Origin of the sequence: Brevibacterium sediminis, assembly GCF_024895295.1 — a bacterium.
In the GTDB taxonomy this organism is placed as follows: domain Bacteria; phylum Actinomycetota; class Actinomycetes; order Actinomycetales; family Brevibacteriaceae; genus Brevibacterium; species Brevibacterium sediminis.
Window position 1 is genome coordinate 124,364 of the sequence record NZ_JAHQRN010000008.1, and the last position, 20,186, is coordinate 144,549.

Sequence of the window (20,186 nt, forward strand, 5' to 3'; positions counted from 1 at the left end):
AGCAGAAGGGAAAGCACAATGAAACCCACTATCCGCACACGAACTGCAGCTCTCGGAATCGCCACCGTCGCCGGACTGGCCGGTCTTGGACTCGCGTCCGGACCGGCCATGGCCGCTGATTCCGGTGCTGCCGATGCCTCGACCCAGTCGGCCGCCACGGACGTCGACACGCAGTCCATCTATTATCCGATCGAAGCCGGCAAGTATGCAGATGAACTCGTCATCGCCTGGGGCCAGGACAACACCGACCGAGTCGAAGCGTTTGCCAACGACGAAGTCGCCGAGAAGCTGTCAGACCACGGCAATGACGACGGTTCTCACTGGAGGAACTCCGGAGCAGAAGGCGCCGCAGGAACAACGTACATCACGTACCGGAATACCGAGACCGGCGAGAAGATGACGCTCGGTGTCTCCAACCAGGCCATCGGCGACCAGGACGAATGGGGTGCAGCACCCCACGCTGTGCACCAGGTCAAGTTCGAAGGCTGACTCGCCTCGACCTCATCGCCTTTAGTTCCAGTCATCGATCTAAAACTCGATGACTGGAACTAAAGGCGATTATGCGTCCGCTGATATCGGCCGAAACTCGCCGTACAACAAGAGCCCCGCTCCAGAACGATCCTGGAGCGGGGCTCGGTGTGTGACTCCGCAGAGCTGGGCCTCGGCGTCCGCGGCTAAGGTGAGCCGCCTCGGCGAGGGTTGCCCGGGGACGAGCCGCCCCGGCGAGGTTTTAGAGGTGGGCCTCCGGGGCGTTCTGCACGTAGTCGGCCACGGTATCGTTCTTGAACGCGTCGCGGACCTTCTTCAGCTCATCCTCGTCGACGTTGACGATCGACTGACCGTCCGGGGAGGTGCCGACGCCGGCGACGGGCGCGGTGAAGAACTCGATGTCACCGGGACGGACGTCGCGCATATTGAACGCGGTCGCGGAGATGTACTTCGCGTCCATGCCCGAGTCGACGTACATGTACGGCGCGAAGTTCTTGACCATGTCCTGGATCTTCTTCGGGTTCGACAGCGTATCGGCCGAGATCATCTCATTCGTCAGACCGCGGATGAACGCCTGCTGATTGCGCGCACGCTGGAAGTCGCCGTCCTTGAACTGCTTGCGCTCGCGCACGAAGGTCAGCGCTTCGTCACCGTTCAGCACGTTCTCACCCTGGGTGAAGGTGTGGCCGTTCTTCTCGAACGCCTGCTCGGAATTCACGGTCACCCCGCCGAGGCTGTCGGTCAGTGCCTTGAATCCTTCGAAGTCGATGATCGCCACGTGATCGAGTTCGGTGCCGATGAAGTCCGAAACCGTCGATACGGCCAGCGGCAGACCGCCGTATGACAGTGCCGCGTTGATCTTCGACTTGCCGTGGCCCTCGATATCGACGTAGGTGTCGCGCGGGATCGACATGATCTGGACGTTGCCGCCGTCTTCGGGCAGGTGCATGACCATGATCGTGTCCGAACGCAGGCCGCGCGAATCGTTGACGTCGACATCTTTCATCGACTCGTCCGAGCCCAGCAGCAGGATGTTCGTGCCGTCGCCGTCCTTGCCGCCGCCGGACTTGCCGAAGACCTGCTCATCGCTGAGCTGGTTCGCGTTCTTGTCGAACGACCGGCCGACGCTCCAGACGTAGAGCCCGATGCCGAGCACGCCGAGGATGACGATGATCAGCAGTGCGACGAGTACCTTGCGCCAGACGCGCTTCTTCTTGCGCGGGCGCTGCTGTTCCTCGTTCTGGTGGTCGAAGAGATCGTCGAAGGTGGTGTTGTCCGTCATCGGCACTCCGGGGTTTGAGCGGTCGGCGCCGGGCGCCGGGGTCATTGGGCAATCCCGCTCATTGTATAGCGACCGAGGTGACCCATTTCTCAGCCACGCGACTCACCCCGTACCGCACTGCGGAGGCGAACGGGAGGGCAGGGCCGCCTCGGCGAGGTGTTCTGCCTTGTCAGACGCAGTGATCCCCGGTTTCGACCGGGTGGACCGGGACTGATACCGGTTCGTTACCCACCAATGACCTCCGGCGCCGAGGTGAGGGGACTCACCAGTAATAACGCACAATTCGTCTGGCTGTCGCTGAGGGCGCTCGGTAGACTTTCCTGGTGTTCAATAACTATCGGGAAATTCTGTCGCTTCCCGGTGCTCTCAAGTTCTCCTTGGCCGGTCTCGTCGCCCGAATGCCCATCGCAGTGCTGGGGCTGGGAATCGTCCTCTTCATCCAGGGCGTGACCGGGTCGTACGGCATGGCGGGCATCGTCTCCGCCGTCTACATGATCGTCCAGGCGCTTGCGGGCCCCGGGATCGCTCGCCTCGTCGACCGCCTCGGCCAGGCGAAGGTCATGGTGCCCATCGTCATCACCCACCTCATCGCGTTGGCGCTGCTCATCGTCTCCGTGTACGAGGAATGGTGGACGGGATTCGTCTTCGTCTTCGCCGGCATCGGCGGCGCCACCGTCGGCTCCGTCGGTTCGCTCGTGCGCTCACGTTGGTCGCATATCGTCGACACCCCGAAGAAGCTGCAGACCGCGTTCTCGTGGGAATCGGTCGCCGATGAGCTGATGTTCGTCTCCGGGCCGGTTCTGGCCACGGTGCTCGCCACCGCTGTGTGGCCGCCGGCCGGAATCATCCTCTCGATGATCACCGTCGGCGTCGGCTCGCTGCTGCTCTACATCCAGAAGTCGACCGAACCCCCACCGGTGGAGCGGACCACCGAGGCGAAGGGCCACGTGTTCTCGAATCCGGGCATCTTCGCGATCATCATCGTCAACATTTTCCTCGGCGTAAACTTCGGTGCCGTCGACGTCATCGCCGTCGCCTTCGCCGACGAACTCGGCGTGAAGTCCTCTGCCGGTGTGCTGCTGTCGTGCCTGGCGCTGGGATCGCTCATCTCCGGCGCGCTGTACGGGGCCCGCAACTGGCAGGCCGCCGTCCATCACCGCTTCGGCGTGGCCGTGTCCGCTCTGGCCGTGGGCGCATGTCTGATGCTGCTGGCCAACTCGATGATCACCTACGGCATCATCCTCATCGTCGTCGGATCCGCGATCGCACCGAGCCTCATCGGCGCGAACTCCGTCATCGAGCAGCTCGCTCCCCCGCGCAGGCTCACCGAGGCATTCGCCTGGTTGGGCACCTCGCTGGGCTTCGGCGTCGCCTTCGGATCGGCCGTCGCCGGCAACATCATCGACGCCTTCGATGCAAAGACCGCGATGCTGCTGCCTGCCGGCTGCGCAGTGCTGGGAGCGATCATCGCGCTGTCGCTGCTCAAGCTGCTCAACCCTTCGCGGTCGAGTCACGAAGCCCGGCTGGAGAAGGACCGTCGGCGCGAGCGAGTTGTGGAGGCGTAAAGCGCGCTGAGGCGCGCTTGCGCGATCGCTGTCTCGCGCGCTGGTGTCACGTGCAATGGGCGGCAGTGCCGCCTGCCGGCGACCGCCTCGGCGAGCATCCGTCACTGTTAGTGTCACGCCCTCACGTGAGTCTCTTTTCGCACCGGCCGGTGAGCATCCGTCACCCATAGCGACAAAACACCCCGTTGCGGCGGGGTGTTTTCGCGTTTGCGGGAGGTGATGTACGGAGGCGGCGACGGCCCGCTGGCTCAGCCCGGCCGTGGTGGCGCGATCGCGAGCCTGCGCGATCCCGCTACTGCAGGGCCTCCTCGGCGAACTCCCCACCAACTCTGCTGTCCACCTGTATGAACGACCCCAGACTGCCTGTACCAATGCCGCATAGCGGGCGGATGAGGGAGCGCGCAGGGTGGATCTGACACAACTACGAGGAGGTAGTCACGTGAAAGAAGCACCCACCGGCTCACCATCGAGCACGGCGACCGACGGCGGGAATCAGCTGAAGAAGGGCCTCAAGCAGCGTCACCTCACGATGCTCGCACTCGGCGGAGTCATCGGCGCGGGCCTGTTCGTCGGGTCAAGCGCCATCATCGCCGATGCCGGACCGCTGGCCTTCGTCTCCTACGGCATCACCGGGATCATCGTCTTCCTCGTCATGCGCATGCTCGGCGAGATGGCCGCTGCCAAACCGACCACCGGCTCATTCACCGACTATGCCCATATGGGGCTCGGCCGTTGGGCGGGCTTCACCACCGGCTGGCTGTACTGGTACTTCTGGGTCATCCTCGTCGGCTTCGAAGCCGTGGTCTGCGGGCAGACGATCCAACGCTGGTTCCCGGACATCCCGGTCTGGGCCACCGCCGGCACCGTCCTGGTCATCATGACGCTGGTCAACCTCATGTCCGTCGGCACATTCGGAGAGGCCGAATACTGGTTTGCGAGCATCAAGGTCGCGGCCATCATCGTCTTCATCGCCATCTGCGCGGCCTTCGTCGTCGGACTCTGGCCCGGTCAGTCCGCGGACTTCAGCAACCTCACCGCACACGGCGGACTGCTGCCCAATGGCGTGCTCACCCTCTTCACCGGAGTCGTCGCCGTGGTCTTCTCGATGACCGGCGTCGAAGTCGCCACCATCGCCGCAGCCGAGTCAGAGGAACCGGTCAAAGCCATCCGCCGGGCGGTCAATTCCGTCGTGTTCCGCATCCTCGCGTTCTTCATCCTCTCGATGATCCTCATCGTCATCGTCGTTCCCTGGAACACCATCGTGCCGGGCGAATCACCGTTCGTGACTGCGCTCGACCACATCGGAGTGCCCGCAACGGCTGACCTGCTCAACCTCGTCATCGTCATCGCCGCACTCTCCGTCCTCAACACGGGGATGTACACGGCGTCGAGGATGCTCTTCGTCATGGGCAACCGCCGGGACGCACCGAAGGTCCTGACGACGACGAACAAACGCGGCGTTCCCGTCATCGGCATCCTCTCGTGCACCGTCATCGGGTATGGATGCGTCGCACTGTCGGCGCTGTTCCCCGAGGATGTCTTCGACTTCCTCATCAATTCCTCAGGAGCCGTGTTCCTCTTCGTCTACCTGATGATCTGCCTCTCGGAACTCAAGCTGCGCCGCAAGTGGGAGAAGGAGCGTCCGGAGGTCCTCGTCTTCAGGATGTGGCTCTACCCGTACCTGCCCGCAGCAGTGACGATCGTCATCGCTGCCGTGCTCATCAGCATGCTCTTCCGCTCCGACCTGCGCATCGAGCTCCTGCAGGGACTGGCGGTGTGGGCGATCCTGTCGATCATCCACTTCGCCACCCGCCGTCGCCAACAGACTCCTTCAGTCGGCGACGATGTCGGCGAGGTCAATGCCGGTGCGGCGAGCGCTCTCGATCGCCAACCACAGCAGCGCCGTTCCCCGCGATGACGCGGGCGCGAAGCCGATGAGTTCGGTGACCTTGTTCATTCGGTAGACGAGGGTCTGCCGGTGGATGGTCAGCTGTTCGGCGCTGCGACTCCAGTTGCCGTCGTTGCCGAGGAATACCCTCACCGAGGCGACCAGATCGGTGGAGTTCGCCCGATCGTAGTCGATGACGGGACCGAGGATCCCTCGGACCAGGTTCCTCACTTCGGCGGGTGTCGCGGGGAACATCGACACGGTCTGGTCGTCGTCGTACCTGACGACGGGTGATTGCAGCTCCACTGCACGTGATCCTGCCAGCTTCGCTTGGCGGACCACCTCGGGGAAAGAGGAATTCGAGGTCAGCGTCGAGCTGACACCGGTGACGACGTCAGGGCCGACCGCCTCGGCGATTCTGTGCAGAAGATCAACGTCGTCGGGGACGACGCCCAGCAGCTGAGAGCCCTGGCGGAACAGCAACGGGGCAAGTCCATCGAGCCACGTGCGGCGGTGCACATCGCCATCGGCCGGTTCGGCCTCGGAGGTCGACCTCCAGCAGGCGATGACCACCGCCTCTGTCAGTCCGCGCCGGTTGAGCTCGGGCCACACAGCCGAAGGTGTGATCGTCTCTGCCAACAGTCCGGAGAACAGCTCCTGACCCGATTGCCGCAGACGGTCCTGCTCTGCACCTCGGTAGCGGAATTCCATGGTGAGCAGCCCGACCACATGAGCCAACAGGGGTTTGTCCGGCAGCGCATCGGCGAGCGGTGAGGCGACCAGTCGGAGGTGGGGATCACCGGGCAGCGCGATCGCTTCGGCGGCGGTGTCCGGGGCATCGCTGAGACCCGCGCGCTCGGCATGACGACCGGCGAACAGAACGGTGTCCTCCCGTCCATCCCATAGGCACAGCGCCCACCCGCTGATCTTCTCCAGAGCGCTGAGCCGGTTGCCGATGCTCTGTCCGGTTTCGACCTCCATGCTGTTGACGTCATACAGACGTCTGATCGCTGCGATGCGACGTCGTTCGGCGTCGATGGAGCTTTCGATGACGGCTCGGGCCAGAGTGACGAACTGCAGATCGAACCGACCGGTGAGCACCGGGAACTTGCGCGCGGTCGCAGCTTCCAGCATCTGCTCGCTTGCCGCGGGACTCTTCGGTCCGAGCGCGAGAACGAGTGCGCTGACTCCGGCGTCGACGATCTTATCCAACCATTCCACCTGGTCAGCAGGGGCTTTGGGGATTCCCGGGCCGGTGGTCATCACCAGGTCTCCGGATCCTACCCAGTTCCATGGGTCGTCGAGATCGCACACGTGTGCCCACGTGACCATCCGATGGCCGCCGGCCTGACCGGCCACGAACTCGAGGCCCATCGTCGGCAGGGCAGCCAGATCATCTACCGAGATCATCATCATCCTTCATTGGAGTACCCTGTCGAATCGGGCGGACAGATCCACATCATCACATGCGCGAGCCGGACGAGACTAGCCAAACGTATGAACGGGAGACAGAAGGCTGTGCACATCACGGGTGCCTGGGCGCAGAACGACCGCGAATACTGATCTCATACAGCTCAACAGCACTCCACTGACCCTCCAACGAAGGAGACCCCGTGCGCACTTCTCACTCCCCCAATACGCTCGCAGACACCACCGGCTCGACTGTCGCAGCGACACCGGCTGAGGGGACACCGACCACGTCGCAGGAGACAGCCCTGTGGAAGACCGACCGGACCGGGCAACGGCGGGCGGCTTTGGATGAGGACGTCACCGTCGACGTCGCCGTCGTCGGGGCCGGCTACACAGGACTGTGGACCGCGTATTACCTGCTCAGGGAAGACCCGAGCCTCAGGGTCGCCATCGTGGAGAGGGAGGTCGCCGGCTTCGGTGCATCCGGTCGCAACGGCGGCTGGGCCTCGGCGATCTTTCCTATCTCGCTGGCTCGGGTCGCCCATTTCCACGGGCACACTGCGGCACTCGACCTGCAGCACGCGATGAACGACGCCGTCGACGAGATCGGTCGGGTCAGCACTGACGAAGGCATCGACTGCGACTATGCGAAGGAAGGGTTCATCTCCTTGGCGCGCAACCCGGCACAGCTGGCCAGGGCGCGGGCATCGGTCAAGGCGACGGAGGACTTCGGTGCCCACGGTCAGTTCAAATTCCTCGACGCCGCCGAGGCGGCCGACCAGGTCAGGGCCACCTCGGTGCTCGGTGCGACGTTCACCCCACATTGCGCGGTCATCCAACCCGATCACCTCGTGCGCGGCCTCGCGGCGTGGGTCGAATCCCACGGCGGCGCCATCTATGAGGACACCCCCGCCCTGACGATGGAATCCGGTCGAGTGGGGACCCCTGGCGGGGTCGTCTCCGCCGAGGTGGTCGTGCGGGCGACCGAAGCCTATACTCCCGAGTTCCCTCAGCATCGCCGCGAAGTCGCACCGCTGTATTCGCTGGTGGTGGCCACTGAACCGCTGCCTGCCGACCTCCGCTCCGAGCTCGGGCTCGACGGCCGGAAGGCATTCAACGATCTGCGGAATCTGCGCATCTACGCCCAGTCGACAGCCGATGGACGGATCGTGTTCGGCGGACGCGGAGCCCCGTATCACTTCATGTCCCGGGTCGATCCGCGGTTCGACACCGACACTCGCATCCACAACAAGATCGTCGACACCATGCACGACTTCTTCCCACAGCTGCGCGACGTGCCCATCGCCCACCGCTGGGGCGGACCGCTCGGAGTCCCCCGCGACTGGTTCCCCTCGGTCGGACTCGACCGCTCCCGCGGAATCGCCTGGGCCGGACCCTACGTCGGCGATGGAGTCGCCACCAGCAACCTGGCGGCGCGAGTCCTGCGCAACCTCATCCTCAATAAGCCCGACGAGCTCAACTCGCTGCCGATCGTCGACCACCGATCACCGAGGTGGGAGATCGAACCGTTCCGATGGGTCGGGGTCAATGCCGGACTGGCGGCAGCCGAACTCGGGGACTTCGAGGAGCGGATCACGAAGCGGCCCTCGAAGATCTCGGCCCTGCTCGAAAGGCTCACCGGGGCGCACTGACCTCAATCCGTTCCACGTCTGCCAACCACCAATACTCACTTCCAAACTCAAACTCACACTCAGAAGGGATTCCCATGACCACTCTCACTCACATTCCCACCAACGACATCGACGGCTCACTCAAGGATGCCGGCGTGCGCGCAGGCGCCGACAGCGGCAATCCCCTGCTGCGCACTCTCCCTGTCGACCCGGGCAACAGCGCTCAGACCGGGATCTGGGAGTGCCAGCCCGGCGGCTGGCCGGTCATCGACCGCCCCGATACCGAGGTCTGCTACATCCTCTCCGGGCGCGCGACTCTGACCGATGACGAGTCCGGGCAGCAGGTGGAGATCTCGACAGGTTCGTTCGTCGTCTTGCCTGTCGGCTGGACCGGACGCTGGGATGTCACAGAGACGGTGCGCAAGGTCTACGTCATCTACTGAGCGCCCAGGCCCTGTGCTGCAGCCCTCACCATTGGTGCCACACCCTCGCGCTAGCTTCTCTTCACACCGCTGGATGCACATCCATCACCCATAGCGCGAAAACACCCCGTTGCGGCGGGGTGTTTTCGCGTTTGTGGGAGGTTGTGCGCGGAGGGGATGGCGGCGCGACCGCTCAGCCCAGCACCAGTGGCTCAAACGCGAGCCTGCGGGGTACGGAACTGCAGGGCCTCCTCGGCGATGTCAAAGATCATTGACATCACAATGTCAAACATGCTTTACTTTTAGATGTAAAGAGAAGTTGACATCAAGGAACGGTATGGAAGTTCAGACCTCGGACCTCAAGCAGGTTCGCAAGGCTGCGGTGCTGACGCAGGCACAGTTGGCCCAGCTCACCGGGGTGTCGCGGCAGACGATCATCGCGACCGAGCGCGGCGACTACGCCCCCAGCGTCTATCTGGCGCTGCGCATCGCCCGAGCCTTGGACACGACAGTCGAAGAGATCTTCTCACTTCAGGAGGAATCGTCATGAACAACATCAGCGACAACAAGAACCGCCCCAACGCCTTTGCCGACAGAATCGCCGGCTTCGACGACCCCTCGATGGGAGACGAACGCGAACGCGACGTCATTCTGCGGGCATATACCTTGGGGGCCGTCGTCTCCACCTACGTGTTCTTCGCGCTTGCACTCATCTTTGCCGTCTTCGGCGCGGGAATGTGGAGTGTGCTCATCGTCTTCGGCTCCATGGTGACCAGCATCGTCATCTCTGCATACTGCCAGCGTGAGAATGTGGACTTCTCCATGTCGATGGCTCGCGTCTCGCCGAGGCGGCTGATCGTCGGCAATATCGTCGGCGCCCTGTTCGCCATCGTTTGGGTCGGTGCAATCGTCTTTCATATAAGCAACGGCTACCCGCTCATCGATGTCGGAATGGGCAATCAAACGATGCCAGGTGCTCCCTCCAGCACCTATTCCATCGCGATCGGCGCTGCGTTCGGCTTCATCGTCGCGCTGACCATCATGACGATCTCCCGGGTACGAAAAATCAAGCAGGCCCGCGCCGAGGCGGCCGCCGCCGCTGAGATCGAAGACGAGGACTGATTCCGCTCGGTTCTTGAGGAGCAGTGATTGAGCGTCCATCACCCTCAACGCAAAAACACCCCGTTGCGGCGGGGTGTTTTTGCTGTCTGCGGTGCGACATACCACCTAGTTGCCACTGCTACGCTTGAGACTCCGTGAAAGAGACCGAGGAGGTGGTACCAGTGAACGCAGTTTCGAAGGTGCTCCCCTACGGAGTCACGGTCGGACGGTAGGTCGTCCGGGAGCGCCGATCATTCATCGCACTCCCGAAAGGCACGACCATGCATTTCACCTCCGAACAGCACTTCGACGGGGATTTCGTCGAACGTCAATTCCGCCTCGGCGATACTCCGGGCATTCTTTGGACTCCGTCCTCCGCATCAGAAACCGAGCCGGTTCCGATCATTCTCATGGGTCAGCCCGGCGGCATCGGCATGGAGCGGATGTACCCGCGACTGATGGCACGCGCCCGCAGCACCGCCGCACTCGGGTTCGCATCCGCTTGCCTAGAGATGCCCGGTTTGGGTGAGCGTCCACGCCTCCCCGGCATGGATCAGGCACGCAATCGGCTGCGTTCTGCCATCCTCGCCGGCGAATCACCCTCCACTGATGTCATCAACGAGCTCATCCTGCCGCTCGTCGAGCAGGCAGTTCCCGAATGGCAGTCGCTGCTCGACGAACTCCTGCGCCTTCCCGGTCTTGCTGACAGTGTCGGCTTCTCCGGCGGAGTGATTGCGATCGCTGTCCGGCTGGCTGCGATCGATTCCAGGGTCGCGGCAGCCGGGCTCTTCGCCGGCAGCTTCATTCCCCAGTCGACCATGGAAGAAGCCCGGCGCGTGACCATTCCGCTGCACGTCCTCCTGCAGTGGGATGACGAAGGCAATGACCGTGCGGCCGCCCTCGAACTCTTCGATGCTTTCGCTTCAACCGAGAAGACGCTCTACGCCAATATGGGCGGACACACAGGAGTCCCGGAATTCGCCGGCGAGGATGCCGCCCGGTTCTTCGCCCGCCACCTGAAATGAGCTGACCGCTGCGGCGGGGGCCCTGGGGACGAGGAGATACTCCATCGGCCCCGCCGCGTCAGGCCCAGTCCTTCTTCGCCGACGTTTCGCCGACTCCGGCGTTGAAGACGTTGTGCGGGTCGAGGTCCTTGAAGTGCGCTTCCATCTCCGGCGGCACGGGGTAGAGCCGGCCGTAGTTGTGCTCGGCGGGCACGGCCGCACCGCGGGCCTCGAGCAGCTCAATCATCTGCTGCTTCAGCGCCACCGTGTCGACGCCTTTTTTCGCCACGTGGTCCTGGTGGAAGACGTGGCAGAAGAAGTGCCCGTAGTAGGAGCTGATGTGCAGCTGGTCGGCGATCTCGTCGGGCAGCACCTCGAGCCAATCGTCATCGTCGCGGCGCAGCGCCACATCGAAGGTGATCATGTCCGAGGAGTCCTCACGGTTGAGGTTGAAGTACCGGGTCGCCGCACTTGCGGCACCGAAACGGTGGAGCATCGCGGACTGAGCCTCATCGGCACTGCACACGAAATAGTTACCGTGGTGGGCATCCTCGGCGAAGAAGTCGTTGAGGAACGCACCCATGCGATTCTTCTCCTCGGCGCTGACGACGAGGAGAAGATGATGCTCGAAGCGGTCGCGGTACTCGAGCATCCGCTTGGGCAGCTGCTGCGGCAGCAGGCCGAACGCGTTCTGCGCGATCGTGTCGGCGACGGTCTCGCCGAAGAACGGCAGCTTCGCGAACACGCCGTTGGCCCAGTTCTTCAGCGCGAACAGCTTGATCTGCTCGCGGCTGCCAGCGTGCTTGACCGAGACGAACGTGTCTTTGCCGTACTTCTCGGCGAGGTCGAACGAGGGTCGGCCCATGTATTCGCCCGAGATCGGCAGCGGCATCTCCGAGGTCAGTATCGCCCGTCGCAGATCTTCGAGTTCGGTCGAGGAGTTCGTGCCGACGTAGAACGTGGTCGCTCCCTCTTCCTTCGGGAAGGTGCGAGTGCGCACGGCGAAGACCATGAGTTTTCCGGCCGAACCGGAGGCCTCGTACAGGTAGTCGGAGTTCGAATTGAATCGAGCCGGTGAGTCGACGATCCTGCGGACCTGCTCGCCGTATTCGGTCTCCGTCGTGTCCTTTGGGGCGGGCGTGACCCCGGCGGGATCCCAGTCTCCGCGCTGGAGTTTGTCGAGGATGTGGGCGGGGTCGTCACCGAGCTCCACGCCGAGGTGGTTGACCAGTTCGAGTCGCCCCTCCTCGTTGACGCGGGCGAAGATCGCGTGCTTCGTGAACGCCGGACCCTTGCGGATCTGGGAGCCGCCGGAGTTGTTGGCGATGCCGCCGATGACGGAGGCGCCGATCGAGGACGAGCCGATGACCGAGTGGGGTTCGCGGTGGAACGGGGCGAGCGCCTCGTCGAGTTCGTACAGTGTGGACCCGGCCAGACAGATCGCCTCGCGGGCATCGTTGATGAGATAGATCTCGTTGATCCGCAGGGTCGAGATGATGACGATCGGACGGTCGTAGTCCTGCGCGCCCGGACCGGAGCCGCCGGTCAGGCCGGTGTTGGCCGACTGCGGAATGACGATGAGGTCGTTGTCGACGCAGACCTGCAGGGCCCGCCACATGTCGACGAGGCTGCCGGGTCGCAGCACGGCCAGCACATTGCCGCCGCCGAAGCGGTTGCCCTTGGCGTACGGTGCGGTCGCCCGCGCGGAGGTGAGGACGTGGCGCGGCCCCATGATGTCGATGAACGCGTTGACGGCTGGGGACTGGTGACGTGTCTTGCCGGGCATATGGTCGATCCCTATCGGTAGGCGACGGTTGTTCTCATGGTAGGTGTCTCGGTTCGCACCCCGCACCCCCTCTCAGAACTACCCGACGGCGGCCCAGCTACCTGGCGCCAGGTTGCTGGGCCGCCGTCGGGTAGCAATTAGGGGTGTTTGGTGGATATGGCGACTGCTGTGAGGCAGGCCAGGCAGATGACGGCCACGGCGGCCAGAGACACCGTGTACGACAGCACAGTCAGCAAGGCGGCGAGCACCGTGGGCAGCAGGAACCCGGAGTACGCCAGCGAATAGTAGACCCCGGTGATGCCGGCGAGCTCCTGCGGTGAGGCGATGGCCTGGACGATGATGAGCCCGGAGACCACACAGATTCCGTACGCGACACCGAGCACGATCGCCACGATGAACGCGAGGATCGGGTCCGCCAGAAGTGCGGCCACCGCCCCGAGCCCCATCCCCACGGTCATCAGCCCGAGTCCGACGACGAGCGCCCGCCCGCCGGTCAGCCGGTTGATCCACGGCACGATGTTCTGCACCAGCGCACCGGCTCCGAGCGTGACGACGGTGAGCACCGTGGCGTACAGCGTCGTCCACTCCCCCAGCTCGCCCTGCACGATCGCCGGCATCACGGCATAGGCGACCCCGGCGGCACCGAACACCCAGGGCGCAGCCGGCACGATCAGTCGCAGGATCGTCCGATGTGCGACGAGCGGAACACGCAGACCGTGCCACCAATGGCCTGCTGCCCGGTGGTCGCGAGGCATCGATTCCGGCGCGAAGATCACCAGGATCAGGGCGGCGAGGTTGAGCACTCCGTGCACGGCGTAGGGCACGACTTCGGGCACCGGTCCCCATTGGGCCAGGCATCCGGTGACCGCCGCGCCCATGGCAAACCCCAAGGTCAGCGTCAGTGAAGGACGCCGGGCACCGGCGGTGATTCCGGCCTGGTGATCGAACGGCGGGGCCGAGAGCTCCTTGATCCAGCTCGTGCCCACCGACATCGCCACCCCGACGCCGATTCCCGCGAGCACCCGGCCCAGGCAGAGCAGCCAGAACAGATCGAAACCGAGCCCGAGGCCGAGGCTGCCGGCTATCGCGGCGAGCGATCCGGCGATGAGGACCGGTTTGCGTCCGTGCCGATCCGACAGCGCCGAGGCGACCAACAATCCCGGAATGAGTCCGCCCACGTACATCCCCAGCAGCAGGTTCGCCTGCCAGATGGCGTATCCGCCGTCCTCCTCATACATGTGCACGAGCGGGGTGAAATGATTGCCGCCCCATGCGAGCAGGAACATCGCCGGGGCCACCATCAGCCACGCCCGTGCCCGCCATGGCCGTTCCGGCCCTCGATCGGGAGCCACCTCGCCGAGGTGGGACCGGGCAGGGTTCGGAACCGGCGTTTCGATGTCCGTGGTGGGGGCCGCCTCGGTGCGGGTATTCCTATTCCCGGTGGGGACTGCCTCGGCGGCGGTATCGGTCGTGGAGGTCGAGGGGTAAGCGGTCATGGTCCTCCTCAGCGGGACTGCGGGAAGTGGGAGCCTTCGATGTGGTCGCGGACGAGACGGGCGAAGCCTTCTGCGTCGCCCGCCTCGGCGCGGTCGGTGAGCGTTTCGTGCTCGGTCAGGAGCGTGTCGAGGGCGTGCGGCGCGTCAATGGCGACCTGGAAGGTCAGGCGGGCCAGGCGCGGGCCCATGGTCGTGAGCATCTCGGTGACGATGGCGTTGTCGCCGCTGCGGATGAGGCGGGCGTGGAAGGCATAGTCGGCGCTGGCGAAGCCGAGCGGATCGCCCCCGTCAAGTGCCTTCCTCTGCTCGCCGAGCAGGGTGCGCAGATCGGCGGCCAGAGCGGTGAGGTCGCCGCCGTCGGCCAGTGTCTCCACGGCGTCGATCTCGAACATCGAGCGCACGGCGAGCAGGTCGCGGCGCTCCTTGCCCGTCACGGTGGTCACGAGCGCGCCCTTCTTGGGGACGAGGCGGACGAGGCGCCAACGCTCGAGCTGGAGCATCGCCTCCCGGGCGGGGGTGCGACTGGCGTTGTGCGCAGCGGCGAGGTCGGACTCGATGAGGAGGTCGCCGGGTTCGTGTCGGCCTTCGATGATCTCCCGGGCGGTCGCCGCGGCCATCCGAACGGCGATCGGAGCGGAGTCGTCGATGCGCTGCCAGGGCAGTGTCAGCAAATCATTCACGGACCCACGATAACAGATGCATACATTGATGCATGCATCTAACGTTTCGGACTACCTGACGGCGGCCCAGCAACCTCGCGCGAGGTTGCTGGGCCGCCGTCAGGTAGTAATTATCGGGAGGGCACTTGGCCGGTGGTGAGCAGGTGGGTGAGTACGTCGGTGACGGTGGCGACCGCGTGGCTGCCGTCGGCCCTCTCCACCAAGGCCAGCTGCACGCTGTCCTCCCGCATCGCCTCGAACGCCCGCACCACGGTCATCGATCCGTCCACGACGGTGACGGGTCGGGCCGCCTCGGTGATGGGAGCATCCTCGGCGAGTCCGAGCACATCCCTGACGTGCACCACATGACTCAGCGGGCCGTCAGCCTCGGTGTGCACGAGGATGCGACGGTGACGGTCACAGCGCGACGCCTCGCGCACCTCCCCTGCAGTCGCTGCCGGACCGACGGCCGTCGGCTCCGGGCGACCGGCCACGAGCTCGTCAAGTGTGAGCCGGGTGAGGTCGAGGGCTCCGAGCAGAGCCTCCGAGGACTCCTTCTCCAAGGTTCCCGCCTGCGCCGAATGCTGCAGCAGCTGCCGCAGGTCCTCGGGCGTGTGCGCCTGATCGACCTCGTCGACGGGTTCGACCTTGACCAGGCGCAGGCACGCGTTCGCAGCGTTGTTGAGCACATGCAGCAGCGGGCGGGTGAGGAACATGAACGCCCGCATCGGCAATGCGAGCATGATCGCCGAGCGTTCCGGGTGCGCCACCGCCCACGACTTCGGCGCCATCTCACCGACGACGAGGTGAAGGAAGGTGACGATGATGAGGGCGAGGACGAAGCCGACGATGTCGGCGATCCACAGCGGCAGGCCCAGCGCCTCGGCGACCGGGGTGATCCAGTGGTGGACGGCCGGTTTCGTGATCGCCCCGAGCGCCAGGGTGCAGGCCGTGATGCCCAGCTGCGACCCTGCCAGCAGCACCGACAGCTCAGTCGAGCTGCGCAGGGCGGCTCGGGCCGAGCGGCTGTCCGCGGCCGCGTCTTCGAGACGGTGCCGTTTGGCGGCGATGAGCGCGAATTCGACGGCGACGAAGAACGCGCTGAGGCCGATGATGACGATCGTGATCACGGTGATGACCCAGGGGTTGCTCATCGTTCCACCTCGATTCCGATCCGCAGCCGCGCGGGCACATGCGTGGCCACCTCGATGACGTCGATGACGAGGCGCTCGGTCTCCGGGGTGTCGTCTCCGCCGAGGTCGGCGGGGTCGATCGGCAGTTCGATCGAGACCCGGTCGCCCACCTCGGGGAATCCGCGGAGGTGTTCGATGACGAGTCCCGACAAGGTCTGCGCCGAGGTGGTCGGCAGTTCTCGTTGGAGCACGCGGGCCACCTCGTCGAGGGGGATGATCCCGGGCGCCGTCCAGGTGCCGTCGCCGGTCTCGATGAGTTCTTCGACGATGTGGTCGTGCTCGTCGGCGATGTCACCGACGAGTTCCTCACCGAGGTCCTCCATCGTCAGGATTCCGGCGAAGCCGCCGTATTCGTCGACGACGCAGGCCATCTGCTCCCGCCGTTTGAGGAGCGTGGCCACCGCGTCCGGCAACGGGAGGGATTCCGGAACGAAGACCGGGTCGCGCAGGAGGGAACGGACCCCGGTCGCGGTGACGGTGTCGGTGGTGCCCGACCCCGCCTCGGCGAGGACGTCGAGGAGGTCGATCGTACCGATCACCTGATCATCGGCGTCGAGCACGGGGTAGCGGGAGTGGCCGCGGCTCATCAGTTCGCGCACCTCGTCCAGGGGCGTGTCGATGTCGATGACGTCGACGCGGGAGCGCGGCACCGTGGCGTGGGCGACGCTCTGCTGTGGGAAGTCGAGGATGCGGTCGAGGATGAGCGAATCGTCGTCGACGATCTCGCCGCCCTCCCGGGATTCGGCGACGATGTGCTTGAGGTCGCGCCGGGTGGCGGAGTGGTCGACGTCGTGGACCGGTTCGATGCCGAGGACGCGCAGCAGGGCGTTCGAGGCTTTGTCGAAGATCCTGATGAGCCAGCCGAAGACGGCGAGGTAGATCGAGGTCGAGCGGGCGAGCCACGTGGCGAGCGCCTCGGGGCGGGCGATGGCCAGGTTCTTCGGGAACAGTTCGCCGAAGAGCATCTGGATGAGCGTCGAGACGAGCAGGGCGAGGACGGTGCCGATGAGCACGCCTGTGCCGGCAGGGATCGGGGTGCCGCCGAGTGCCTCACCGACGGCGGTGCCGATGAGCGGTTCGGCGACGTAGCCGACGAGCAGTCCGGTGACGGTGATGCCCAGCTGCGCGCCGGAGAGCATGAAGGAGGTGCGGCGGGTGATGGACAGGGCCCTGTCCGCGGCGCGATCACCGGAGGCCGAACGTGCGGCGAGTCGGGAGCGGTCGACGGCCATGTACGCGAATTCCTGCGCCACGAAGTAGCCGGTGGCCACCGTGATGAGGAGGACGACGAGGAGGCCGACGAGAAGCGAGAGCAGCCAGGTCAACGGCGACCACCTGCCCGCGCGCTCTGTACTCGCAGAGCGTCTGCCCGCGCATTATTGAATTGTTCTGAGGTGCGAAGTGTGATGTCCCAGCAGGGACTTCGATAGTCGTCCATGGTCCTTCCGAAAGTGATCAAGTGGGCGGCCAGTCACAATTATCCTGGCCCCGGCTGGCAGAACGCTGAGCACGGACGGGCGGTTACCGACGAACCGTCAGACCGCCTCGGGAACCTTCCTCACCGCTCCCTTGTCTGCGGACTGAGCGAAGGCGGCATAGGCGCGCAGCGCGGTCGATACTGTGCGTTTGCGCTGGCGAGGACGGTAGGGCCCCTCCGCCTCGAGGCGGGACCGACGGCGGTCGAGTTCAGCCTCGGTGACCTCGAGGCTGATCGACCTGCGGGGGATATCGATGCCGATGATGTCGCCGTCTTCGACGAGGGCGATCGTGCCGCCCGCTGCCGCTTCGGGCGAGATATGACCGATCGACAACCCCGAGGTCCCACCGGAGAAACGTCCATCGGTGATGAGCGCGCACGACTTCCCCAGGCCCAGGCCCTTGAGGTACGAGGTCGGGTAGAGCATCTCCTGCATGCCGGGTCCGCCCCGCGGTCCCTCGTAGCGGATGACGACGACGTCGCCTTCCTTGATCTGTCTGCTGAGGATCTTCTCCACCGCTTCCTCCTGTGACTCGCAGACCACGGCGGGCCCGGAGAAGACGTGGATGGATTCGTCGACGCCGGCGGTCTTGACCACGGCACCGTCGACGGCGATGTTCCCGCGCAGCACGCCGAGACCGCCGTCTGCCGAATATGCGTGGTCGATGTCGTGGATGCAGCCGCTGACGGCGTCGAGGTCGAGACTGTTCCACCGGGCCGACTGCGAAAATGCCGTCGAGGAGCGCTTCCCTCCGGGGCCGGCATGCCAGAGTTCCTCAGCGGCAGATGCGGCCTTGCCACCGCGGACGTCCCATTCGTCGAGCCACGCGGACAGGGACGGAGCATGGACGGAGTGGACCTCCTCGTTGAGCAGACCCGCACGGCGCAGCTCCCCCAGAAGTGCGGGGATCCCACCGGCACGGTGCACGTCCTCCATGTAGAAGGTGCGGTCCCCGGCCACGTTCGGGGCGACCTTCGCCAGACACGGCACCCGGCGTGACAGGTCGTCGATATCGTCGAGGTCGAAGTCGACCCCTGCCTCATGGGCGGCGGCGAGCAGGTGGAGGATCGTGTTCGTCGACCCGCCCATCGCCAGGTCGAGAGCCATGGCGTTGCCGAAGGCCGCCGAGGTGGCGATCGCGCGAGGACGAACCGAATCGTCATCGTCCTCGTAGAGGCGACGTGCGAGTTCGACGACGAGGCTGCCCGCCCTTTCGTAGAGGGCCCTTCGCGCGGTGTGCGTGGCGAGCACCGAACCGTTGCCGGGCAGGGAGAGTCCGATCGCCTCGGTGAGGCAGTTCATCGAGTTCGCCGTGAACATGCCCGAACACGATCCGCAGGTCGGGCACGCCGCCTCCTCGATGCGGAGCGCATCGGCATCGGAGGTCGCCTCGTTGACGGCCTCGGACATCGCATCGACGAGGTCGAGCGAGCGGACAGTGCCGTCGGCCAAGGTGGTCCGCCCGGCCTCCATCGGTCCGCCGGAGACGAACACCGTGGGAATATCGAGGCGCAGCGCGGCCATGAGCATGCCGGGCGTGATCTTGTCGCAGTTGGAGATGCAGACGAGGGCGTCAGCGCAATGAGCGTTGGCCATGTACTCGACGGAATCGGCGATGAGGTCGCGTGAGGGCAGTGAGTAGAGCATGCCGCCGTGACCCATGGCGATGCCGTCGTCGACGGCGATGGTGTTGAATTCGCGGGGAATGCCGCCGCCGGCGGTCACTGCCTCGGAGACGATCCGCCCGACCGGGGCGAGGTGAGTGTGCCCGGGAACGAATTCGGTGAAGGAGTTCGCCACGGCGATGATCGGTTTGCGGCCGAGGTCGGCACCGGGGACTCCGGCTGCGCGGAAGAGGGCGCGGGCTCCGGCCATATTGCGGCCGTGGGTGACTGTACGAGAACGATAGGTCGGCATGGAATCTATCTCAGCGCGGTAGTGGCTTCGGCGGAAGCTACCATTGGTACCAGTACTGGGAGTACTATCAATCCATGATTCGACCCCGCACTCCCCGCCGTGAGCAGCTCGGTGAGTTCCTCACCAGCAGACGCAGGGAACGGCAGCGTTCGGCGGCTGGTCTGCCGCCGAATGCCAGGCGCGGTGACAGCGGACTCAGCCGCGAGGAGGTCGCCACCCTCGCAGGGGTGAGCAGCACCTGGTACACGTGGCTCGAACAGGGCCGGGACACCAATGTCTCCAGGCAGGTGCTCACCGCTGTGGCCCGGGTCCTCGACCTCAGCGCCGCCGAGACCGACTATATCCTCGGACTCGTCGAACGAGTCGAAGCTGCTCGGGACGATGAGCCTGCTGAGGTCTCGGAGTCACTGCAGCGTCTGCTCGATGCGCTCGATTTCCCAGCATTCGCTGTCGCCCCTGACTGGACGGTCGCCGGCTGGAATGCGGCCTACGAATGGCTGTATCCGGCGATCACGTCGATTCCGAAGCCCGACCGGAATCTCATCTGGCTCATCTACACCGATCCCACTCTGCGCAGGATGCTTCCCGACTGGGAGGCAGAGAGCCGTCACTTCCTGGCCGAGTTCCGGGTCGAGTCCGGGGTGCGCTTGAGCACGCCGGGGCACCGTGCGCTCATCCAGAGGCTGAGTCAGGCGAGTGAGGACTTCCGCGAGCAATGGGCCGAGCAGACGGTGGAGCGATTCGCGAGCAGGCGGCGCGTCTTCGACCACCACGCGCAGGGCATCGTCGAGTTCGAGCACCACCGACTCATCCCCTCCGAAGACTCCCGCCTGCACGTCGTTATGTACGTCCCTGCTACCTGACG

The 20,186-nt window shown here is 65.1% G+C and carries 17 protein-coding genes; 9 read left to right on the plus strand and 8 right to left on the minus strand.

Features of this window, described 5'->3' with window-relative positions:
• Positions 1 to 18: 18 nt before the first annotated feature.
• Positions 19 to 489 carry a hypothetical protein gene (locus KTJ89_RS16790; protein ID WP_259358562.1) on the plus strand — a complete coding sequence of 157 codons (471 nt, stop codon included), beginning with the start codon at positions 19 to 21 and terminating at the stop codon, positions 487 to 489.
• A gap of 241 nt (positions 490 to 730) precedes the next feature.
• On the opposite strand, the gene KTJ89_RS16795 is transcribed toward KTJ89_RS16790, so the two are convergent.
• Complete coding sequence (locus KTJ89_RS16795) at positions 731 to 1,771, minus strand: LCP family protein (protein WP_139469966.1); 1,041 nt, start codon at positions 1,769 to 1,771, stop codon at positions 731 to 733.
• Positions 1,772 to 2,094: 323 nt separating this feature from the next.
• On the opposite strand from KTJ89_RS16795, the gene KTJ89_RS16800 reads away from it, so the two are divergent.
• Complete coding sequence (locus tag KTJ89_RS16800; protein ID WP_259358563.1) at positions 2,095 to 3,336, plus strand: MFS transporter; 1,242 nt, start codon at positions 2,095 to 2,097, stop codon at positions 3,334 to 3,336.
• A gap of 439 nt (positions 3,337 to 3,775) precedes the next feature.
• Positions 3,776 to 5,254, plus strand: coding sequence for an amino acid permease (locus tag KTJ89_RS16805; RefSeq protein ID WP_259358564.1), 1,479 nt, complete (start codon positions 3,776 to 3,778; stop codon positions 5,252 to 5,254).
• On the opposite strand, the gene KTJ89_RS16810 is transcribed toward KTJ89_RS16805, so the two are convergent.
• Complete coding sequence (locus KTJ89_RS16810) at positions 5,168 to 6,634, minus strand: PucR family transcriptional regulator (protein ID WP_259358565.1); 1,467 nt, start codon at positions 6,632 to 6,634, stop codon at positions 5,168 to 5,170. The two genes, KTJ89_RS16805 and KTJ89_RS16810, sit on opposite strands and share 87 nt — an antisense overlap.
• Before the next feature lie 203 nt (positions 6,635 to 6,837).
• On the opposite strand from KTJ89_RS16810, the gene KTJ89_RS16815 reads away from it, so the two are divergent.
• The 5 genes from KTJ89_RS16815 (at position 6,838) to KTJ89_RS16835 (ending at position 10,813) form a co-directional block, all read left to right on the plus strand.
• Positions 6,838 to 8,286: an NAD(P)/FAD-dependent oxidoreductase gene (locus KTJ89_RS16815; RefSeq protein ID WP_259358566.1), complete on the plus strand. Its 1,449-nt coding sequence runs from the start codon at positions 6,838 to 6,840 to the stop codon at positions 8,284 to 8,286.
• 74 nt (positions 8,287 to 8,360) lie between these two features.
• The gene (locus KTJ89_RS16820; protein WP_259358567.1) at positions 8,361 to 8,708 is read left to right on the plus strand and encodes a cupin domain-containing protein; all 348 of its coding nucleotides are present in this window, start codon (positions 8,361 to 8,363) and stop codon (positions 8,706 to 8,708) included.
• A 316-nt stretch (positions 8,709 to 9,024) separates the two neighbouring features.
• A complete protein-coding gene (locus KTJ89_RS16825) occupies positions 9,025 to 9,237 on the plus strand; it encodes a helix-turn-helix transcriptional regulator (protein ID WP_172172305.1) in 213 nt (70 codons plus the stop codon).
• Positions 9,234 to 9,809 (plus strand): hypothetical protein, encoded by a 576-nt coding sequence (locus tag KTJ89_RS16830; protein ID WP_172172307.1) that lies wholly within the window; start codon positions 9,234 to 9,236, stop codon positions 9,807 to 9,809. Before KTJ89_RS16825 ends, KTJ89_RS16830 begins: the two co-directional genes overlap by 4 nt.
• 260 nt (positions 9,810 to 10,069) lie before the next feature.
• Entirely contained in the window at positions 10,070 to 10,813 is a 744-nt protein-coding gene (locus KTJ89_RS16835; protein WP_172172309.1) for a dienelactone hydrolase family protein, read from the plus strand.
• Between the two features lie 58 nt (positions 10,814 to 10,871).
• Here KTJ89_RS16835 and dld read toward each other — a convergent pair whose 3' ends face one another.
• The 6 genes from dld to ilvD all read right to left on the minus strand — a co-directional run bounded on the left by dld (position 10,872) and on the right by ilvD (position 19,321).
• Entirely contained in the window at positions 10,872 to 12,578 is a 1,707-nt protein-coding gene (gene dld / locus KTJ89_RS16840; protein WP_172172311.1) for a D-lactate dehydrogenase, read from the minus strand.
• 137 nt (positions 12,579 to 12,715) lie between these two features.
• Positions 12,716 to 14,074, minus strand: coding sequence for an MFS transporter (locus tag KTJ89_RS16845; protein ID WP_253903923.1), 1,359 nt, complete (start codon positions 14,072 to 14,074; stop codon positions 12,716 to 12,718).
• 8 nt (positions 14,075 to 14,082) lie between these two features.
• The gene (locus tag KTJ89_RS16850) at positions 14,083 to 14,754 is read right to left on the minus strand and encodes a GntR family transcriptional regulator (RefSeq protein WP_172172313.1); all 672 of its coding nucleotides are present in this window, start codon (positions 14,752 to 14,754) and stop codon (positions 14,083 to 14,085) included.
• Positions 14,755 to 14,864: 110 nt separating this feature from the next.
• The gene (locus tag KTJ89_RS16855; protein WP_259358568.1) at positions 14,865 to 15,887 is read right to left on the minus strand and encodes a CNNM domain-containing protein; all 1,023 of its coding nucleotides are present in this window, start codon (positions 15,885 to 15,887) and stop codon (positions 14,865 to 14,867) included.
• Entirely contained in the window at positions 15,884 to 17,251 is a 1,368-nt protein-coding gene (locus KTJ89_RS16860) for a hemolysin family protein (protein ID WP_259358569.1), read from the minus strand. The genes KTJ89_RS16855 and KTJ89_RS16860 overlap by 4 nt, the downstream gene beginning before the upstream one ends.
• A 210-nt stretch (positions 17,252 to 17,461) precedes the next feature.
• Entirely contained in the window at positions 17,462 to 19,321 is a 1,860-nt protein-coding gene (ilvD, locus tag KTJ89_RS16865) for a dihydroxy-acid dehydratase (RefSeq protein ID WP_259358570.1), read from the minus strand.
• A gap of 74 nt (positions 19,322 to 19,395) precedes the next feature.
• On the opposite strand from ilvD, the gene KTJ89_RS16870 reads away from it, so the two are divergent.
• Complete coding sequence (locus KTJ89_RS16870; RefSeq protein WP_259358571.1) at positions 19,396 to 20,184, plus strand: helix-turn-helix transcriptional regulator; 789 nt, start codon at positions 19,396 to 19,398, stop codon at positions 20,182 to 20,184.
• Positions 20,185 to 20,186 lie beyond the last annotated feature (2 nt).